This window comes from Pedobacter sp. MC2016-24, assembly GCF_015223055.1.
Classification (GTDB): Bacteria; Bacteroidota; Bacteroidia; order Sphingobacteriales; family Sphingobacteriaceae; genus Pedobacter.
The window spans coordinates 34,675-55,795 of record NZ_JADFBX010000022.1 but is presented as its reverse complement, the minus strand read 5'-3'; the positions used below and the strand labels follow the sequence as shown (position 1 = coordinate 55,795).

General features: G+C 37.1%; 16 protein-coding genes and 1 tRNA gene. 9 read left to right on the top strand and 8 right to left on the bottom strand.

Translation table 11 applies throughout. The features are described 5' to 3' along the window. Positions 1-32: 32 nt before the first annotated feature. Positions 33-269, top strand: a complete 237-nt coding sequence (locus IM797_RS26915) for a helix-turn-helix domain-containing protein (protein WP_194130328.1) — start codon at positions 33-35, stop codon at positions 267-269. A gap of 574 nt (positions 270-843) precedes the next feature. On the opposite strand, the gene IM797_RS26910 is transcribed toward IM797_RS26915, so the two are convergent. From IM797_RS26910 to IM797_RS26900, 3 genes are all read right to left on the bottom strand, one after another. Next, complete coding sequence (locus IM797_RS26910; protein WP_194130327.1) at positions 844-1,578, bottom strand: SDR family oxidoreductase; 735 nt, start codon at positions 1,576-1,578, stop codon at positions 844-846. Between the two features lie 113 nt (positions 1,579-1,691). Further along, entirely contained in the window at positions 1,692-2,261 is a 570-nt protein-coding gene (locus IM797_RS26905; protein ID WP_194130326.1) for a Crp/Fnr family transcriptional regulator, read from the bottom strand. A 532-nt stretch (positions 2,262-2,793) separates the two neighbouring features. Continuing rightward, positions 2,794-3,540, bottom strand: a complete 747-nt coding sequence (locus IM797_RS26900) for a metallophosphoesterase (protein ID WP_194130325.1) — start codon at positions 3,538-3,540, stop codon at positions 2,794-2,796. Between the two features lie 907 nt (positions 3,541-4,447). On the opposite strand from IM797_RS26900, the gene IM797_RS26895 reads away from it, so the two are divergent. Together IM797_RS26895 and IM797_RS26890 are read left to right on the top strand one after the other, a co-directional pair. Beyond that, positions 4,448-6,226 (top strand): sensor histidine kinase, encoded by a 1,779-nt coding sequence (locus IM797_RS26895; protein WP_194130323.1) that lies wholly within the window; start codon positions 4,448-4,450, stop codon positions 6,224-6,226. Positions 6,227-6,243: 17 nt separating this feature from the next. Beyond that, positions 6,244-7,023 (top strand): LytTR family DNA-binding domain-containing protein, encoded by a 780-nt coding sequence (locus IM797_RS26890; protein ID WP_194130322.1) that lies wholly within the window; start codon positions 6,244-6,246, stop codon positions 7,021-7,023. 235 nt (positions 7,024-7,258) lie between these two features. On the opposite strand, the gene IM797_RS26885 is transcribed toward IM797_RS26890, so the two are convergent. The 3 genes from IM797_RS26885 to IM797_RS26875 form a co-directional block, all read right to left on the bottom strand. Next, positions 7,259-7,909, bottom strand: a complete 651-nt coding sequence (locus IM797_RS26885; protein WP_194130321.1) for a hypothetical protein — start codon at positions 7,907-7,909, stop codon at positions 7,259-7,261. Between the two features lie 225 nt (positions 7,910-8,134). Next, entirely contained in the window at positions 8,135-8,770 is a 636-nt protein-coding gene (locus tag IM797_RS26880; protein ID WP_194130320.1) for a hypothetical protein, read from the bottom strand. Positions 8,771-9,482: 712 nt separating this feature from the next. Then, a tRNA-Arg gene (locus IM797_RS26875) sits at positions 9,483-9,554 on the bottom strand. A 230-nt stretch (positions 9,555-9,784) separates the two neighbouring features. On the opposite strand from IM797_RS26875, the gene IM797_RS26870 reads away from it, so the two are divergent. Then, entirely contained in the window at positions 9,785-10,096 is a 312-nt protein-coding gene (locus IM797_RS26870; RefSeq protein WP_194130319.1) for a hypothetical protein, read from the top strand. A 68-nt stretch (positions 10,097-10,164) separates the two neighbouring features. Here the strand turns inward: IM797_RS26870 and metG are convergent, their stop codons facing one another. After that, positions 10,165-12,273 carry a methionine--tRNA ligase gene (gene metG, locus IM797_RS26865; RefSeq protein WP_194130318.1) on the bottom strand — a complete coding sequence of 703 codons (2,109 nt, stop codon included), beginning with the start codon at positions 12,271-12,273 and terminating at the stop codon, positions 10,165-10,167. A 40-nt stretch (positions 12,274-12,313) separates the two neighbouring features. Between metG and IM797_RS26860 the strand changes: the two genes are divergently transcribed. From IM797_RS26860 to IM797_RS26845, 4 genes are all read left to right on the top strand, one after another. Then, positions 12,314-13,216 (top strand): LD-carboxypeptidase, encoded by a 903-nt coding sequence (locus IM797_RS26860; RefSeq protein WP_194130317.1) that lies wholly within the window; start codon positions 12,314-12,316, stop codon positions 13,214-13,216. Between the two features lie 354 nt (positions 13,217-13,570). After that, complete coding sequence (locus tag IM797_RS26855) at positions 13,571-16,138, top strand: outer membrane beta-barrel protein (protein ID WP_194130316.1); 2,568 nt, start codon at positions 13,571-13,573, stop codon at positions 16,136-16,138. 170 nt (positions 16,139-16,308) lie between these two features. Further along, positions 16,309-17,313 (top strand): DUF5977 domain-containing protein, encoded by a 1,005-nt coding sequence (locus IM797_RS26850; RefSeq protein WP_194130315.1) that lies wholly within the window; start codon positions 16,309-16,311, stop codon positions 17,311-17,313. Between the two features lie 334 nt (positions 17,314-17,647). Then, on the top strand, positions 17,648-18,019 hold the full coding sequence (locus IM797_RS26845; protein ID WP_194130313.1) for a hypothetical protein: 372 nt from the start codon (positions 17,648-17,650) through the stop codon (positions 18,017-18,019). A 93-nt stretch (positions 18,020-18,112) separates the two neighbouring features. Here the strand turns inward: IM797_RS26845 and IM797_RS26840 are convergent, their stop codons facing one another. After that, positions 18,113-19,549 (bottom strand): ankyrin repeat domain-containing protein, encoded by a 1,437-nt coding sequence (locus tag IM797_RS26840; protein ID WP_194130312.1) that lies wholly within the window; start codon positions 19,547-19,549, stop codon positions 18,113-18,115. Between the two features lie 214 nt (positions 19,550-19,763). Here IM797_RS26840 and IM797_RS28800 point away from each other — a divergent pair, with 214 nt between their 5' ends. Further along, the gene (locus IM797_RS28800; protein WP_194130311.1) at positions 19,764-20,075 is read left to right on the top strand and encodes a KilA-N domain-containing protein; all 312 of its coding nucleotides are present in this window, start codon (positions 19,764-19,766) and stop codon (positions 20,073-20,075) included. The last annotated feature ends 1,046 nt before the right edge of the window (positions 20,076-21,121 follow it).

Genomic DNA, 21,121 nt, shown 5'->3' with positions numbered 1-21,121 from the left:
TATCAAAATACAATTTATCCCTTTCTTGCGCCATGCTTAAGGATGGAAAACATAGACGTAATGAAAGAGGCATTTCGATCTTAGCAAGCAATATCAAGAAGTATCGAAAAGAACAACACTTGACTATTCAAGAATTGGCAAATAAGCTAGATGTTGATTACAGTCAAATTGGAAGAATGGAAAGAGGTATTGTAAACCCTAATGTTTCCATAATTTTTGATATAGCAGAAGTGCTTCAAATTAAAGCTAGTCAATTACTGGAGGAATAACATATTGTTCTCATTTTTAAGAGATGACATTACCATACTTATCAAGTTTTGCTTGACATTTAGAACATTTATTTCCCCCAAACAACATCTTATTTTGATTTTTGGATACTCTGATCATAGGTTGCTTAGTATCGCAGACAGGGCAATAAACGCTTTTAAAGTTCAATCCATATTTTGATTTACGCTTAGTCATTATGATTAGCCATACGATGAAGCTAAGCATTATGCCTACGATAAGAAGCAGGTTGATGTATCTACCCATGTTACTACTGAAATGATTATTGCTAATATTATGTATTTTTTGTTTAAAGCTAAAAGTTCACTTTTCTCTTACGAGGCCAACGAATACACCTTAGAAGCAAAAAAGCCAATAGTTTAATCCACTCCTCCAAGTTTAACAGGACTAGTATTCAAAATTTTAAGGTCAGCATTTAACTTTGCTGGTATTTTTACTTCTTCATAAAAATTTGATGATCGGATATGACCGGCTAACGTAGACCATAGTGTTCCCGAAGGGATTTCAGACTTTTTATCTTAATACCTTTTCTGTCTTTTTAGTAAATCATTGTTCGATCTAAACTAAAAGCGTACCTCCATCAATAACTAAACTTTGGCCTGTACCATGTTTTTGCTTCATAAGATATATGAAACCTTCGGCAACATCTCCAGCTTCACCAACCCTTTTTGCCAATAAGGAGTTACTGGTATATTGGTAAAGTCCCTCGCGATCGCTTTCCAGCATGCTGTCCCAAAGCGGAGTTTTAATGACACCTGGAACCACACAATTCACCCTGACAGGCGCAAGCTCAACAGCCATAGCCCGAACAAAGCCTTCCGTCGCACCGCAAATTGCTGATGCTACAGACCAGCCTGCTCCCGGACGTGCACTTGCGGTACCGCTGGTTAGCGATATTGACCCGCCATTATTAATTGATGAGGCGCCATACTTAATAGCAGCAAAAGGAGCCCAGAAGCGCAGGGTGAAGAAATCACGAGCCTGATCGATATTGGTTTCGCTGATGTTATTTAAAGTGAGATTTTCTCCGGCAGTAAATACCAGGTGATCGAACTTGCCGATTTTACTAAAGAAGTCCTTGATGTTTTCTTCTTTACTGAGGTCAACAGCATAACCTTCGCTGCCTTTCGGTAATTCAGTAAGTGCTTTATCGATTCTTTGTTGATTACTTGATACGATAACTACATTTGCACCTTGTTCAGCTGCCGCTTTTGCAGTAGCAAACCCGATTCCAGAACTTGCGCCCATTAGAATCACTCTTTTACCTCCTAAAGATTTTTTTATGTTTGGCATGATAATCTGTTTTTCCAACAAAGTTCCAAATATCACTTCAGTTTGTTTTTACCATATGGTAAAAAGTAAAATCTTTTAGAAAAAAAATCGTCAAAGCTAAAAGCGGATCGTCATTATTTAACATTTCTCCGGATTCTGCTAAGGGATTGAGGGGTAACATTCAAATAGGATGCTACATGATTCAAGGGAACACGATGAACGATATCTGGTTGTTCCCTGAGAAAAAGCTTGTATCTGCTGGTTGAATCCTCGCCGGAATAAATATTCTTCAGCCTGATTTTTTCCAGGAGTCTCTGCTGGTTGATCTGGTCCATCAAATCAGCCATGAATGGCAGGCTCAGACAAAGTTTCCGAAGATTTTTCCTGCTGATTTCCAGGACTTCTACTGATGAGGAGGCCTGTATGCTGCCTTGGGCAATATTACCGTTATTAAAACTATCCAGCATTGTACAGAACTGGGGTTCTTTGATAAAATAATGTGTGATATCGAGGCCTTTGTCATTAATTGCGCATATTCTCAAAATGCCGTTAACTACAAAATAAAGGCTATTACATACATTCCCACCAGTAAAAAGATAGGCTGCCTCTTTAAAATACTTAAGCTCAAAATGGGACATGATAATTTCAGCCTCGGCATCTGAGATCGATCGGTAGGTATTCAGAAACTGGACTAGTTTTTCCATTGATAAACTATAAAATCTGCTTTTACTGAAACACAAAGATATATCGTTTAAAAGCATCTTTATATAAAAGTCAGTTAAAAGCGGAAAATGGTTATGGTCTCGGGTGATTTTACATATTGAACTTCTATGAGTGAAGGGCAGTATAACTTCAATTCGCATAATAAACCCTAACCGTATCATCCACATTCATTCCTTCGATGGTTTATCCATTTCATGGTATGTGATTACTCCTTCTAATTCTTTAACTTAAAAAGGTGACGTTTTTGAACACAATAAAGTTATTGTTTAGAAACTCAATTTATAATAACCCTAAAATAAAGAAAAGCCTTTAGTGATTTTTTCGACTTTTCAGCAGTCTGGTTTTTCGGGGGAGGTCAGTCCCGACGATAGAGAAAAAACAGTGATCTTTTTGGTCAATTGATGTCAAAATGAGTCGTATTTAGTCAGGTTTGATCAAACTGAGCTACCCCTTTCTTTACCCCTTATAACTTTTCAAGATTTTCCACAAGTTCCTTTTTTTAATACATGATTTTTATATTTCGATTATTAGCTCTCTATTATAACCATTATATTTTTCGTTAAGATAGCCGTGTGGATTACATATAACTTCTGTTTGACCTAGCTTATATCTTGTTGGAGTATGAATATGCCCATGTATCCAATACAGCGGATTATATTTCGAAATCAAATCCTCAAGATTAGACGCATATGCTGAAGTTACCGGATCATTTTTGTATAATTCAGGAACTGATTTTATACTCGGTGCGTGATGTGTAATAACTACATTCTTATATTCTTTAGATTCTTGCAGACTTTCTTCCAACCACATTTTTGAAAACTGATGAATCTTATAAGTGTCTATAGTTCTCAATTTAGAATAGGAAGGATGACGGCGAATTTGTTTGTAGTCATTCATTTTAGCTTGGCAGACAATCCCATATTCAACTGGATTTCCAAACAATGAAAAGTCAGTCCATAAGGTCGTGCCATGAAACCTTATCCCTTCGAACTCCATTCTGTTATTTTCAAGAACTGTTACATTTGAGCCCCTTGATGCCTCGATGATCTTATGGAGTGTCTTTGGATATGAACCTTTGTAGTATTCATGATTACCAACAATATAAATTACGGGTATGTTTGGAATATTTTTTTTAATCCATTCAACCCCTTTTGTCCCAAGATTGGTATCACCAGCTAAAATGACAAGGTCAGCATTTTTAAAGTTTAGATCTGAAATTCCAAACTCTTGATGTAGGTCACTTATAATTTGTATCCTCATTTATGAGATAACATTACCATATTTATCAAGCTCTATCTGACATTTGGGACATGTATTACCGCCATACAATATCTGAATTTGATTTTTGGGAACCCTTATTATAGGCTGCTTAGTGCCACAAACAGGACAATAAACTCTTTTAAAATTCAAACCATATTTTGATTTAAGCTTACTCATTATGGTAAGCCATATTATTAAGCCAAGCGTTATGCCTATAGTCAGAATCAAGTCGATGTATCTATCCATATTGTTAGACCGGCCTTTGCATGATCAAGACTAATTGCCATAAAACCCAACTTATCCCACCTAGTAATAATGAAATTAAAAATAATTTGTGTAGGATTTTACCCATCTTACTTTTTGGTGGGGTAAATAATAAATCTTGTAATTCAAACATGTATAAAGTTACCGGTTATACCCTGTAAAAACAAATGGACGGCCTCTCAAGACATCACATAATCAGATTGTTAATAATATATTGGAAATGCTAAACTGCCACTAGATATAATTAAAGATTTGAAATATAAACAAAGAGAGCTATTACACTCTCAATTAGTTCCTCAAGATCTGATTTCATATAAAGTCTGTATAAGGTAAATATAGCTCATAAACCAATGTAATCACGATAAGCGTAATTAATTTTGCTAAATTAAATGTGGCTATCACTGGAGTTGAGCAGTTTAAAATGAAATACTTTAAACTATAGTAAAGAATTATTGATTCCTCCCACAACAGACTGATAACGAAATAGATAAACATCTACACATCTTAACAGTAGATCGCTTAGCCCATAGGTAAAAAACATTTTTTATGTTTAATTCTAGATCATTCGTACCAGATACTTGATAGCGGTTGATACTGACGGCTATTGTAAGGACTTTTAGTTATTAATTAACTTTATAATGAAATGAAAAAAAATCTATTTAATCTTTTATTGTTCCTTTCAACTGCGCATGCTGGATTTGCTCAAAAAAACACTAGTAACGGTCCTTACCACACCAGTACCATGAATAAAATGAGGGCTTATATCTACTTCGATGGATATAGCTATAACCCCGTTACCAAAATTACAACAGAGGTTACCCAAGGTGTGATGAATACCCGTATTTTTGATATTCTGGACAAGGAAATGAATAACCCGCCAAATTTGGAAGCATGGATAAAAGCCCATCCTGGTGACCATTCGGCTCACTTCACCCCTAAAGAACCCTTGTTGCTTGGAATACGATACAAGTCTGATACCACTGATTTTCCGTCATATAGGATAGCTACACTTTCAAAAAAATATTCTGGCCGTTTGGTTCCAGATGATACTGATATTGAACTGCTCGCCATGGGGATAAATGCTGAGAATGTTAAGGATTACCGTTATAGGATAGTAGAAAATGATAGTATCCTGATTAGCGATTGGAAAATCCCGCAACTCCAGCAAAAACATGGTGCAAAAGAGCCCTATGCATTTTTCGGTGAATTTAAGGAGAGAAGGAAGCAGCTGATGATAGAGGTGAAGAACATCAAGAACTATAATTTAGGGGACGGAATGATCATTACCTGGGGGACAGCCAATAAGCCAGAAATTAATGACATACTATTTAACCTGAGAAGTAAACCATCAACGTTTTTGAACTTAAAAGTGGCTGAGTCCAATCGTGGGTATGCAAATAAATTTGACCAAAAGACAGGGCTTCCATTAGATTTTCGGTTTCCTTTAGATTCGGTAGCTCAAATCAATCTTTCTTTTAAAAATAACACCGTAGTTCCTTTTGATATCTGTTTGGTTACCACACGCGAGGATGGACTTAAAGATACAAGTATGATTGCCTATAAAGAAACACACGATATATTTTCTATGACAAATCAATATCTTTACCCAGGCAAGAAAGAAATAATTATTTATCCCACAGGAACTCGTGATCCAAAACACTCAACAAAGTTCTCTTTTGAGGTGACGCAAACAAAAACAGCGCTAGCAGCTTATAGTTTGAAACAGCTTATACCTTATGTCCTTTTATTGATTTTACTCTTCTCTATCTATTACGTATACAATAGGAGAAAATTGAGAAAGATAGGACAGCAAAAAAAAATGGCAAATTTACAATTAAACGGCTTACGTGCGCAGCTCAATCCACACTTTATGTTTAATGCACTTACGTCTATTCAAAACCTGGTCAATCAAAACGATAACAAAGGAGCAAATCATTACCTTACAAAATTTGCACAGTTAACCCGACAGGTGCTTAAAGCAACAGGGCAAGAATTAATTAGCCTTGAAGATGAAGTTGAACTCTTAACCAATTATTTGGAGATGGAAAAGCTGCGGTTCGGATTTGACTATTCCATTAACTTTAATCCAGAAATCAACTTGGCCAATATGCAGATCCCAAGCATGCTTTTACAGCCTTTTGTTGAAAATGCGGCAAAACATGGTGTTAGTGCAATGAAAACAGGGGGAGAAATTAAAGTAGGTATAGACAAAGAAGCAAGCGATTTATTGTTAAGCATAAGTGACAATGGTCAAGGTTTTGACGAAACTGCTACAGCCGAGTCAAGTGGTGTTGGATTAAAACTAAGCCGTGAAAGAATCAGACTACTTAATGAGATTTACAACGAACAAAAAATCGAATTAAATGTAAACAGTACCACATCTGGTATAACCATACAAGTGAGATTAAAAAATTGGCTTTGATAATGTAATTTAGTATCATGGAAATAACCTGTGTAATCATAGATGACGAGCCAAATAACATACAAAATTTGATTTCGATTTTGCAGGCACATTGTGGTGAAATCAATGTAGTTGCTACGGCGCTGAGTGCTGATGATGGCATAACAGCCATTCAAAAATTCAAACCAAAGGTGGTTTTTCTGGATGTTCAAATGCCTAAGAAATCTGGCTTCGATGTATTAAAAGCTTTCAACAATCCGGAGTTCGAAGTCATATTTATTACCGCTTATGATCAATATGGCGTACAAGCCATAAAGTTTTCAGCACTGGACTACCTGCTTAAACCAGTAAACATTGACGAACTTAAAATTGCCATTGAAAAGACCAAGAAAAGATTATTGGCTAAAGAGCGAGACTATAAACTAGACAATTTGATTGAATATGTAAAGCTTGGCCATAAAGATCCCCCTAAAATAGCTTTACCAACCTTTAAAGAGACCCGCTATGTGCGGGTAGATGAGCTAATTCGATGCCAAGCATCAGATAGTTATACCACTTTCTATACAGTAACGGGAGATCAGATTTTAGTTTGTAAAACGCTGAAAGAATTTGCCGAGCTTTTGCAACCTCATGGCTTCGTGCGTACACATCAATCTCATCTTGCTAATATTCAATATGTAAAAAGTCTACTAAAAGAAGATGGGGGTACGTTACTAATGAATGATTTAACGAAATTACCAGTATCTCGTCAACATAAAGAATCGCTAAAAGAAGCACTTAAAACATTGCAATGGATAAACTTTGCGAGAGCTGATTAGAACAACCATGGTATCCTGTTAAGAGTTAACAACGGCTTTATACCTGACTGTCTTGGCATGCAAAGCAAAAGCCTTTAGTCAAAAAATCTAAAAGCTTTCCAATTTGTGGTCCCGAAGATAGAAAAAACAGTGTTTTTGTGGATAATTTGGTATCAAAACATGTCATATTTAGTCACGTTTGATCAAATAAGGCACCTTTTATTTACCCCTTGTGTCACAAAAAATCAATACTGATTTACTTGAAAAGATCAGATTTTACATCTATATATATCCCTGGCCGGTCAAAAAGCCTAGCATCCATCGGATTAGTTAATGTATAGGTGTAATTACTAGATTCCAATCCAGTCGTAAGTGGATTTGGAACATGCTCATTGTATTTTGAGAATAATTTGACATGAATTTTTTCGACTAGGCCACCTACGGTTGTTACAGAAATTGGTCCTAAGGGATAAGTAACGATTTTTTCAGGTTGATTTACACCATGTAGCCTGATGTAAAACTTACCAAACTCTACAGAATCGCAACTCAAGTATCCCGCACCACCTCCACCTGGAGCATATGTTTCCGTTCTGATGATTAGTCCACTATATTTCTTGTACGATACATCTAAAGGAAGCGTATCTCGAGCTACCGCTCCTTTCTTATAACGATAAACAAGCAAAGAATCCTCAGATATCCATTTGGCTACTGAACCATCTATTTGTTCACCAGCATTTGGATGGAAAGGTTCAGCCTTTCTTAATAAGACTGTTCCCCTTGTTTCCAAACTCCACGCCATAGCCCCCCAAATTGAGTAATCATAAATATAGAACCTTCCATTAGGCGTAACTTGTCGATTCAAATATTCGAAATCCTTCGCCATAAGCTTTTCCTCTTCAAATGACATACACGAAACAAGAATGCTTGCGAGGAGACATGATACATAAAGAAGCATTTTCTTCATTGTTAAATATAAGGTATCATTTTGATTTACCAAAGCAAAAAGCCAGCAGTTATGTAAACTACTGGCAGAAGTCGTGGTCTCGACGGAAGAAAGAACGCTGTTTTTTATGGCTTAAATCGAATCACAGTTGTTCAAATCCGGTGATTTTTGATCAAATAAGTTTCCCTTTTATTTACCCTGTAATCTCACCAGATTTTCCACCAAGGCTTTTTTTTTATTACGTTTTTCATGAAGACTTTGAACATTTGGAGTAACTGACTTAAACTCATATTGTCTGTAACTTCCACCCTTTACATTCCGTTTTTCAAGATCAACAATAAACTCCACCCATTCGTCATATTCATTGATCGGATCAAAACTAAGTCCGCTCACCAAATTTCCTTCAAGCTTCAAATCCGCTATCCCATCCCAAGAAATCCTTTCAGTACGCCAGTGTTCTCCATTTACCTCAAATATCGTTAGATGAGTAGATTCCTGAAGAATAAGCCTTCCATCCAAAGTTTTAATAATAGTTTCATATCCTGCACCGAATATCGAAACTGGTTTATGATGATCTGGATTCATCAAATAACACGTTCCTCCTGCGATTACCAAAACATAAAAGTCATGCTCAAATTCATAAACCGCATTTAGTCCAGTCCATCCGGGCTCAAAATTTCCAACCCAATTCGTGTTTTCAGAAGTATAAAAGCGCACCACAAAACCTTCTGAGTAATATGTTTCATTATTTTCACTAACAGGAATATACATTGGCCCATAAGCAGGTAATGATTTTAAAATTTCGTAACGAGTTGTATGTGACATCCTTATTAATACTAATATTGAAATTGGTTGCGATTTAAATATCGTTTAATTTACCGAAAGCTTAAAGCTCATTTTCTTTTGAGAGAGCAGCGAATACCAAGCTTCTGACCTTACCCCTGACTTAAATAGCTTTCGTCGTTCTCGGACAAGAAAAAGTGGTTAAAACGCATGATTAAGTTTAGTCCGATCTACCTTTTAAACTTCCATCTTTTTAACTGCTCAGTTGTTCGGCTGAGGTTACTATTTTATTCCTGCGTGCCTCAAATAGTGTTTACTTCAATGATCTGAAACTAGGTTTGAGCTCTTCTTCGCAATTCAATCGAGCTTTGCTCATCTATTCTCCTTGAGATTCATCATTATTCTGGGATTAGTACATAAATTAAAGTCATTTACTTACATATTCATATACTATTATTTATCATTACCCCTCGGCGGGTAAATGAGGTAACTTTGCTGGCGTGAATTGAACACTGGATGTATAAAAACCAAGAAATTTCTACAGCATCAAAGAAATCTGTCAAAAAAATATTTTAAAATAATTTCTATCTATACAGGAATTAAATTTCTTAGACTCTGATGATCTGGTTTTGATGAAGAAAAAAGATCAATCTCAAAGCTCAAATTAAAGCATCTGAAGACCCATCATCCCCAAATTTACTCGCCCCTTGAAGCAAAAAAGCCAGCAGTTATGTATAACTACTGGCAAAGTAAGTGGTCCCGACGAGAATCGAACTCATATCTAAAGTTTAGGAAACTTCTATTCTATCCGTTGAACTACGGGACCGATATGCTGGGCGCAAATATATAAAAAATATCAGGCTAAATAATAGAATTTCCTTGAAACCTGTTTAATCCGCCAACACTTTGTAGAGAAGTTCCACAGCCTTTCATATACTACAAAATCATAAAACACTAATAATCAATAGCGTGCCAAAAACAACAAGTTAAGGCACGATTATCTAGTATAGTCTAGATGTAATTAACAAGTGTTTAATTGATTTAAAATAAATAGTTATGAAAAAGATCATTTTATCAGCAGCATTTTTAGCTGTAGCAGGATTCACCTCAGTAAAAGCAAGCGAAATCAAAAATTCAATTCCAGTTGTTGCTTATCAGGATAGCACTACAAAAACTCCGGTAGAGCTTAAAGACCTTCCGGAAGCTGTACAAACCACATTAAAAGGAGATACAGTGAAAGACTGGACGCCGACAGCAGCTTTCTTAGTTACTAATGCAGACAAAAGCGAATATTACCTGATTAACGTTAAAAAAGGAGAAGAAACAGGATCTCTTAAAATTGACAAAGAAGGTAAAGTTGCACAATAATAAATAACATCATCCCTAATGAAAAAGGCTGGATTAATCCAGCCTTTTTTGCATATTATTTTTTTGCCCTATCGGATCGTACTTCCGTTATTGTGGCTTTGTGTAGGTGCAACAAAAGCCAGCTTACCTTCTGCATTTTCAGACATGAGGATCATTCCTTGAGAAAGAATTCCTTTAATCTCTCTTGGGGCAAGATTCACAATCAGACTCACTTGCTGACCAATGATATCTTCAGGCTTGTAGTACTCAGCGATACCTGATACCACCGTGCGCTGGTCTATCCCCGTATCCAATGTCAATTTTAAAAGCTTCTTAGTCTTTTCTACCTTCTCTGCAGCTATGATGGTCGCCACGCGAATGTCAATCGCTGTAAACTGGTCAAATTGGATATTTTCCTTAGCAGGTTCAACCGTTGCCGAAGCTGCTGTGTTATCTGCCTTACTTTTGTTCAGTTTATCGATCTGTGCCTGCACTTCTTCATCTTCGATTTTCTCGAACAATAAAACAGGATCGTTCAACTGGTGCCCACGGTGCAATAAATTCACCTTGCCGGCATCTTCCCATAAATGACCACCGTAGTTTAGCATTTTCATTAATTTGTCTGCTGTAAACGGCAAGAAAGGCTCAATTAAGATTTCGATGTTCGCTGCAATCTGCAAACTGATGTTCAAGATGGTACGGACGCGATCTTCATCTGTTTTAATCACTTTCCATGGCTCAGTCTCCGCCAGGTACTTATTACCCAAACGTGCCACATTCATCACCTCACCAAGCGCTTCTCTAAAGCGATAGTTTTCAATTGATGCACTGATTTTTGCCGGATAAGCCGCCAGTTCGTCAATTACTTGTTGATCTTCAGGCAAGATTTCCATGCACATTGGAACTTTACCATTAAAGTATTTATGAGTTAATACGACTACCCTATTGATAAAATTACCCAAAACAGCAACCAGCTCATTGTTATTGCGTGCCTGAAAATCTTTCCAGGTAAAATCATTGTCCTTAGTTTCCGGTGCAGTAGCAGTTAATACATAACGCAATACATCCTGCTTATCTTTAAACTCCACCAGGTACTCATTTAACCAAACAGCCCAGTTTTTAGAAGTGGATATTTTGTTGCCTTCCAGGTTCAGGAACTCGTTGGCAGGAACGTTATCAGCCAGGATATAATCACCATGCGCCATCAGCATCGCCGGGAATATGATGCAATGGAATACGATGTTGTCTTTTCCGATAAAGTGAACCAGTTTGGTTTCTTCATCTTTCCAATAATCTTCCCAACTCTCTTTTTCCAGGCCATTTTGGTTGATGTAAAACTCTTCTGCTTTTGGATTCCAAACATCCAGGCGCGCATATTCGAACAATTCTTTAGTGGCAGAGATATAACCAATAGGTGCATCAAACCATACATAAAGGACTTTACCTTCCGCGTCTTTTACCGGAACTTTAACACCCCAATCCAGATCTCTGGTCATGGCACGAGGTTGTAAGCCTGCATTTAACCAGGACTGGCACTGTCCAAAAACATTTGGCTTCCATTCTTTATGACTGTCAATATATTTCCTTAAGCGATCTTCATATTTATCCAAGGGCAAGAACCAGTTTTTGGTTTCTTTCCGTACCGGAGGTTCGCCAGATAGCGTAGACTTTGGGTTGATCAGATCTGTGGCATTTAATGTACTACCGCAGTTTTCGCACTGATCTCCATATGCATTTTCATTGCCACATTTCGGACATGTACCCGTAATGTACCTATCTGCTAAAAAGGTTTGTGCCTTTTCATCATAGTACTGTTCTGTAATTTCTTCTGTAAATACGCCTTTTTTATATAGATTTTCGAAGAAATCTGAAGCAGTCTGGTGATGCATCAAAGATGAGGTACGATGATATATATCGAAAGAAACACCGAACTCTTTGAAGGAATCGCCTATAATTTTATGGTACTTATCTACAATTACCTGGGGCGTTACGCCCTCCTTTTTAGCTTTTAATGTAATGGGAACACCATTCTCATCAGATCCGCAAATAAATTTAACATCGCGCTTATTTGAACGCAAATACCTTACATAGGTATCTGCAGGTAAATAAACACCAGCCAAGTGCCCAATATGGACAGGCCCGTTAGTATAGGGAAGCGCAGCCGTAACTGTATATCTTTTTATTTTACTGTTATCCAAAACTATTTTTATTATTTTGTCAAAGATAAGTGTTTTACCTATGATTAAACAGCCGCCGTATTTAAAAAAAGGAGACAAAATAGCAATTGTTTGTCCAGCCAAGAAATTACCTAAAAGCATTGATGCGGCTCTGGAGGTATTTAGGCAATGGGGACTGGAAGTTATGCTGGGTAAAACGGTTTCTGCAGGCTATCATCAATTTGCCGGAAGTGACGAGCTGAGGGCAGAAGATTTGCAAAATTTTTTAGACGATCCGGAAATCAAGGCTATTATTGCAGGCCGAGGTGGATATGGCACGGTCAGAATTATTGACGATCTGGATTTCACCTTGTTTAACAAACATCCCAAATGGGTGGTCGGCTATAGTGACATCACGGTATTGTTATCGCATTTGCTAGCTCGTGAACAGACTCAGAGCATCCACGGACAAATGCCTTACAATTTCGAAGATGCGAGTGCAGCGTCACTTGTTTCTCTGCATCAGTCTCTATTTGGCACCGCCTCTATTGAATATACTTTTGAAAGCACGTTTCCTAATCGGGAAGGCCAGGCCGAAGGCATTTTAATCGGTGGTAACTTAACCTTGTTAATCGCGGTTCAGGGCTCTGTTTCAGAAATGGATTATACGGATAAGATACTGTTCATTGAAGATGTAGGCGAGCATGAATATTCAATTGACCGGATGATGCGTTTGCTTAAGCGGGCGGGAAAACTGGCCAAATTGAAAGGACTGATTGTTGGTGCTTTTAATGAAACGGGAACAGAAAGCATTCCGTTTGGTGCAAGCACGGAAGAGGTGATTTGGGATGTTGTAAAAGAATATGATTATCCGGTGTGCTTTAATGCACCTGTAGGGCATATTGAAGACAATAGAGCGATGGTGTTGGGAAGTGCATTAAAGATGACTGTGCAAGGAAATAACGTCATCCTAAATTTTAAATAGCGCTACACTCGCGGAGTTGTCCATACTTTTAAACCTGTCTGGACATGACCTTGAAAAATATTAAATTCTGGACATACATTAGACATATGTTCATTTTTTAAGAAAACTGGACATATGTTGACTTCAGAAACTAACCTTTAATTTATTTAGGTCCCTTCCGATCAAGGATTCAACGCAAGTGAACTTCTCTCTACGATAATTTACCGGGTCGAACATTTCAAATCTCGTCTTTCATAATTTGGTTATTAACCTGAACTATTTTCACTACTTTAGCAACAAAGCAGCGTAATTATGACTAAAAAATCAGATCAAAAGCCGTGCTCAAACGTCAATTCCAAACAAAAATATTGATTAATGGCGAAACGCTCCTTCCTATTGTGCTTCTTCTTTATCTTTATCTTCACAACTTCAAAATCGCAAACTTTAGAGGCTGTAAAAGGGAAAGTATTCGACTATGATTCTAAACTTCCAATATCAAACGCGGGTGTACAAGTTATCAAAGGAAATAAATCCATTTACAACACCACTTCCGATACTTCAGGCTATTTCTCAATTCCGTTCAATATAATAAGAACTTTTATCACTTTAAAAATAAGCCACTTAAACTATCATTCTTCAGAAATTCAACTCGATAGTAACAAAACAGCAGGGCTAAACAAGATTCCATTTTTAGGAAAGTTCGAATTAACCGCAAACACCATTCACCTTAAAGAGGTGATCATTAAAAAAAACAGAAGGTATCGAGATACTTCAAGCATCGATTTGTCAAAAGAAATCTTTGAAAGATCCGTCATGATCGACGACCTATTTTCTCAAAAGGGATTAAGCAAGGATGCAAACGGAAAACTATTTTACAAAGGAAATCCGGTTTCTGATATTCTAGTTAACGGAGATTCGTTCTTTGGTAAAAGCACTGCAGGTATTTATGATAAAATACCCGCATTAGTTCTAAACACCATCGAAATTATCGAGACCAATATTGATAGTCTAACAAATACGACATTATTAAGACCGACAATAAAGTTAAATTTAAAAATCAAAGAAAAATATCAAAAAGGAATATTTGGAAGTATATCTCCTGGAGTTGGAACTTCAGGCAGATATGTTATCAATACAGAATTGTATACGTATACGAAACAACGGCAGATATCTTTTATTGGAGGGTTAAATAACATAGGCATTAATGATGCCTTAGCTGAACCTGTCATTAGTTTCTCTGCAACGGGGAATAACATCGTTAAAAAATACGGCAAAATAACTTATAGAAATGTATTTCTACGCAAAATTGAACTAAATTTCTCAGCAAAGGTCAAATCTGAAAGCAAAGTTTATGAATCCGAGTCCGAAAGAACTGAGGCAAATAGTAATCAATTTTCTAAAACAAGAAATTCAATTTCATCAAGTTCCATTGAAATAGAAGACTTGAAATTTGACCTAAAATACAGAATAGATTCTCTAAACTTATTATTGCTAGACAATACGTTTAACTTAGGAGAAATAAAAAATTTAGACAGCGCACAATACTATATCCAATCTGATGCCGGTAAAATATTCTCGGATGTTTATAAAAAAAGAAAAATTTATAGCAGGTCCCTTTCCAATTCAATTAAATATGAAAAGAAATCATTCATAAAAAAGGGGCGGCTATTTCAGGTCGAGATTGGTTCAAAAGCTTTACTAAACCGGACAGATGAGCGAGTAAACATTCTGGATCAATCTAATCAGGGTCTAGGATTAAGCAATAGGCGCATTAAGGAAAATGATTTGGGACTTAACACCTACTTTACTGAACCGCTAGGTGATCATGGGTTTATAAAGTTTCTGGCTTCATATAAGAATGAAACTTCCGATTATTTATCTAATGTGACTGATACCTCAAATTACGCTTCTAACAATAAAATTCGATTTAAAACCATTTATTTATCCTCCGGAATTGTATTACAGAAAACATTTCAAAAAACTTCTATTTCGGGAATACTTCAAGGAACGAGAAACACCAGAGAATTAAATACAGAACAAAACCCTGTGCCTGTGTTTTTAAACATTGACCTGGATTTTAGAATGGATCGAAGAATAAATAAAAAAAGAACACTCCAAGGGACCTACTCGATAAAGACTAATTATCCAACTGTTAATCAATTAACCAGCATGGATAACACTTTCGATTTAATTTCTCAAATGGATGGTAATGCCAAACTTAAACCTGAAATTAAACATAATCTAAACCTGTCTTACGATTTTAAAAAGTCGGATTCATTAAATTATACTATAGCCTCAGAAGTAAGTAGATATTATTCTAAGCATGGCATTAATACAAGGGCAATAATAGGCAAATCCCAAATTAACTTCATTGATAACATAGGCACATCAACATCTTCACAAATTAGTCTGTCAATCTCAAAAATCTTTTCGAGTATTGGGCTCTTTAATTACAGAATAGGTTTAGGCTATAATGAGATGCCTAATATTGTAAATGGAGAAAAATCTGTCACTAGTGGGATAGTTTTAAATCAAAGCCTATCAACAACCAGAACGTTAGCAAAAGCTTTATCTGTGTCACCTTCGATAACAATTTCGTACAATGAGTACGTTTATAATACCAAGAAGCAAACCTTAGCCAGCCTGACATACACTGATAAAATAGCGCTTAACCTATGGGGATTTCAAATTAACAATTATCCTATTATTAACGTTGACAAAGGCAATATCAATAATAATTTTAACTGGGCGTTAAACACAGAAGTTAAAAGATTCATCTTTAATAAATATGGTATCATATGGATAAAAGGCTATGACGTTTTCAAGTCGTTTAAGTACAGAAATAATACATTTGGCCCAACATATACTCAGTCCATAAAGTACTCAAACTTGAACAGATACTTCCTTTTCGGCCTCAGTCTTAAATTCAACAATTTTAGATAAAATTTTGAATATCAACCAAAAGTAATTAACTTTAGTCATACACTTTCAAATTAACGTTATGAAAAATCTCTCCCCCACCATCCCTCATCCTAAACATCTTCTTCGCTGTCTAAGCTGGAGTTCGTAAGAATTTTAAATCCCCTATTATAAACCAATCTCAAATTAATCCTATGAAAAAATTAATTCTAACAATCTGTGTCTTTATGTATTGTTTATCAGGCTATGCACAATCTTTAAGTGCAAGCCCCACCACTATCGAATCTGGTGGTACTGTTACCATTAGTGGTGTTGGAGAAACTAACTCAAGTTATTTTGCTGCAATTACAATTCCCAATACAACTGGAATCACTAGTTCTTCACCTGATGTATTTGCTGCTAGCTATATCCAGATGGAGCTAGTCGCCTATGACCAAACTTACAATAATGCAACTCATGCCCCGACTTCATTAAGAATGAAATTCACCAATAGTCACCCTACCTATGATTACACTATAACACTTAAATTTAATGTCGTTATTAATGGTACAACAGCGTCAAACGAAACAAAATCTATAACATTAACAATTAAACATGTTCCAGCTCCCACATCCTATGGAAATCAGGCAAGATCAAAAACCTTTTACAAAAATGATTGTGCATCCGGACTTGAATCCGATCCTTATACTTACACTGTTCCCGCTAACGAGTTTACTGCACCCTCACAAGCCGCAGCAAATGCGTTAGCTGATGCAAAAATTGCTGCAAATGGTCAGAACGCTGCAAATGCAAATCTTACTTGTAAGCAAGTTTATTATAATATAGCTGTCACAGGGATCTTTACAAAAAATGATTGCCCCAGTGGTTACGAAGGTGCTGATGTTACTTATGTAGTTTTTGCAGGGAAGCATAAATCAGCGATCTCACAAGCCGATGCGGATCAAAAAGCGGCCTCTGACTTATCTTCAAATGGACAACAATATGCTAATGCATCGACAGGTTGTCATTTAAGGGGGAGCCTTAGATATATTAATGGAGTCCAAGAAGCAGGTATCCGAAAGTGTACAGAATCGGTGCCATCTCGAGCTGAAAGTGGTTATTTTGACAATACATATCACTTTCAATTCAGTGACGGAAGCATAAGTATAAATTATTATGAAACAGTCCTTTATCAATGCGCAGGAGAAATTGAACCATAACTTATTTAACACCAATGCAGTAAGCATTAAACCTACCATAGTTAATAAATTTAACACTAGCTATTGCTGGCATATTGTTGATTTCAATCGATATTGTAACTTGGATTTGATTGCAGAACTATATTCTTGTAGTTCTGCAATCAGATTCGAAATGCGGTCTAACTATCTTTAAGGTTTATATGGCAATTAAAGTTGATATTCCTGATAACAATTTAGGTCCCTTTTTAACTTCTAGAAGAGTTTCTAGCATTGATATATATGCGAAAACTGGTATCCCCCAAGACGAATTAAGTAAACTTAGAAATGGGGGCATAAAAGTATAAGTGCTAATAAATTGTTTTTAATCTCACTCATTGATGGGATCGGTATTAAAGAGATTCTGGAAGGGGTTTATCCGACACTAAAATTAAAGTCCGTTCAACCAAAAAAAGTAGAATTAAGCAGTATACTTGATTTTTTTAATTTTGTAGAAGGGGGTATTGTCGAATGCATTGCAGAAAGAACCGGTATAACACCGTATCGTTTAAAAAGAATAAAGCATAATAAAGTTATTCCATCTACCCATGAGCTTTATTTGATTGAACTTGCTACTAAAACGAAACCGGGAACATTGTTCAATTTACGATATAAAGATTTAAAATTAAACACTCCAGAAATAGAAGCACAGTTGCGACTTGATGAGAAATTAAGGATCAGTAAGAAATAATCCTCTAGTGCGAAGAATCAATAGCCCTGGGAAAATTGTGTCTTATACTGATTATGTTACGAGATTGATATTGGTTCTCCATAATGACCCTATTTATATCATTAGTTGCTTAACCACGGCCTCATTATTTTGCTGAACGGCAATAACCAGTGCCGTTTGCCCGGCATTGTTTACCCGATTCAGGGTTGATTTGTCTTTATCTAAAATTAAAGAAATCATCCGTTTACCCGACATATGGTCTGAATTTCCAGCAGCATAAATCAGAGCTGTATTACCCGATTTATCTACATAAGTGACATCCGAATCATGATCAAGCAACAGTTCAGCAATGTTATACTTCATTTCATTGCCACGCTCAGCGAATGACATTAAAGGTGTTTTGCCTGATTGGTTAGACTGGTTAACATCAGCTCCGGCATCTATCAATTCCTCAGCCAGCCTGTTATTAAGATCAGCGAGGTAACCGGCCTGGCATAATAGATTGAGTGCGGTGTTGCCCTCTTTATCAACCGCAGCATTAACATCAAGGCCATTTGCCAGTAAGACCTGCAGAATCTTTACCACATCCGATATTTCCCGACTCATTCCTCTGCCAAGATTGCTTACGGATTTGACAATCAGATAATAAACAGCAGTCTCATCGTTGCCTGACCTGAAGCTTACATCTGCGCCGCCTTCGGCCAATAACTTTACTATCGGGGCAGAAGGATATTCGCAAGCCAACATGAGCGCCGTTCGGCTGTATTGGTCAGCCATTTCATCTAGCTCAGTCCCAGCCTTGATCAGGGCTTCTACTGCGGTAGCATCACGATTTAATACCGCCTCATGGATGGTCATCCCACCGGTGGCAATATCACTTTCATCACCTGAAATTAAAGCAGCAACCTCTTTTACACCACTGCGTTGCGCGTAGGTTAGCGGAGTAGTGCCGTAAACGTCTTTATCTTCGATATCAATGCCACTCTTTTCAACCAGTATACGCACGGTTTTAATAACTGCATCCACAGCGCCAGGAATGCCTTTACGGTTAACTAACTTATCGCAAATGCTGTGCAATAGATTCATCCCTCCGGACTCAGTGACATCCATCCTGACACCTCCTTCAGCCATAGCCGTCAGAAATGGATACATATAGAGCAGCCCTGCTTCAAAATAGGCAAGCTTACCAGAATCATTTTTCTTTTTAGGATTGATCCCAACATTCAGCAAAGCCTGAGCAGTGTGATAGATTTCCTCAGCTTTTTGATCCAATTTCGGATCGCTAAAATCAAACCGCGTATTTGTGAGTGCATGAAAAGCAGTATTGCCATATTTATCAGCAGTCGGTTTTAACCCTGCCTCTTTTAAAAACCGGATGGCCTCTGCATCAGTGAAAAGAGCTGCTAAATGGTAGAGGCCTTCTTCATAGTCGCCGGTAATGCTGATATCGGGCAATTGCTTGTATAGGCTCAATGTATCGACCTTATCACTTACTGCTGCAAAAAGATTGCGTTGGTAGGTATTCTTAATTTCGTTAAATTCTTTTGTCATGGGCTGCACGGACTAATCATTACCGTTCCTGTGCAAACAAAGTGCCATATTGCGAAGCTTTGCAGTCTGATTGATCAGCATAGCAGTTCATGTACTTAGGGGTACAATGTATTTAATAAGATAGGTTATTTGTGTTGCCAGCATCTTCCTCCGCTGACAACCACGCGTTTGCAATACCTTCCTGTTTTATTTTTTGCCCCACATAGCGTAGAAGTTGGGCTGGCACCTCCAGTACCACTATAGGCTGCGGTTGTTTTCGATAAGAAGCACAATCGATTTTGTCGGACTTTGGGAAGTAATACATAACGCTCATTTTAATTCCATCGAATTCGAGGTCATTAAAAATCAAACAGGATTAAACGGCTTCAAAATAAGTGCGAAGGAATGGACAGAAAGAACAAATGCAGTTGGTCTTGTGATAAAAACAGGAAGATATGTTGGTAATTATGCTCACAGTGATTTTGCATTTGAATTCGGTTCTTGGATCAGCGCCAACTTTAAACTATACTTCATTAGAGAATTTTGACGCTTAAAAAATGAAGAAAACAATAGCAAACAATTAGATTGGCCCCTCTATGTACATTTGCTAAAAATAAATTAGCAGAGCCTAATTCCAACAGCTCTCAACAAAAGTTAAATTAATGACGATGAAGCCGACACACTCAATGTTGACCTTTTTTTAAGAGCGCTAAGCAATGGTGTAATGGAAATCAGATTCTAAAGGCAACATCAGAGATAGAGCAACTGTAGAGCAGTTATTAATGCTTTCAAACCTTGAAAGCATTAATCAGCAAATACCACAATCCCAAAGACTGCAAAAACTCAGCGGTTAAAACCCTAACAGCTCCTTTTTGATTAATTTAGCAGTTTTTAAGTGTTTTTCAAAATTGCCTTGCCATCAAAACAGGGCACATTGCAAACTTATTCTGGTCTATTCAGTCGGCGACAAGCTGGTTTGGCATTGGCTCTTGATCGGGAGTAGTTCAGAACAAAAGGAGTCCTAAGAAACTCTCGTGTTGTTCAGCTGTTATGCAATTGCCTTTCTTTACCGAGCGAGAAAAAAGAAGATGTGAACGTACTACAATAAGGCCTACGAAAACACAAGTAAACTCTTCGAAGATTATTGTTTGAAGAAATTCAATTCATGGATAGTAGGCGCCTCTATACCGGCTGCTGGCTGACACAAGCCGAATAGTAGCCGATGAACGGTCGAGCAAGAGCCGATGAACAGCCGACTGTAAAACGATGTTCAGATCTTAACTATTATGTAACGTAAAGAGGCTTTGAAAGAAACAAAACAAAGATCTATTAACTCAATCCAGATATGGAACAGAAGTACATGGATTTCTCATAGGTACACTAAAAAAGGTACAATCTAAATGTTGATTACGGAGAATTCGTCGTAATTACAAAATACGTAGCGATTCGGTTCAGCAGAGCTTAACTCCAGCAGCGCTCTGCTCGCAGCAAAAAACCACAGTTATGCAGATGAGGCCGACCTTATTCAACGTTGTCCTATTTAACAACGACGTGATGATAATAAAGTCCCCAAAAGTAACATCAGAGATAGCA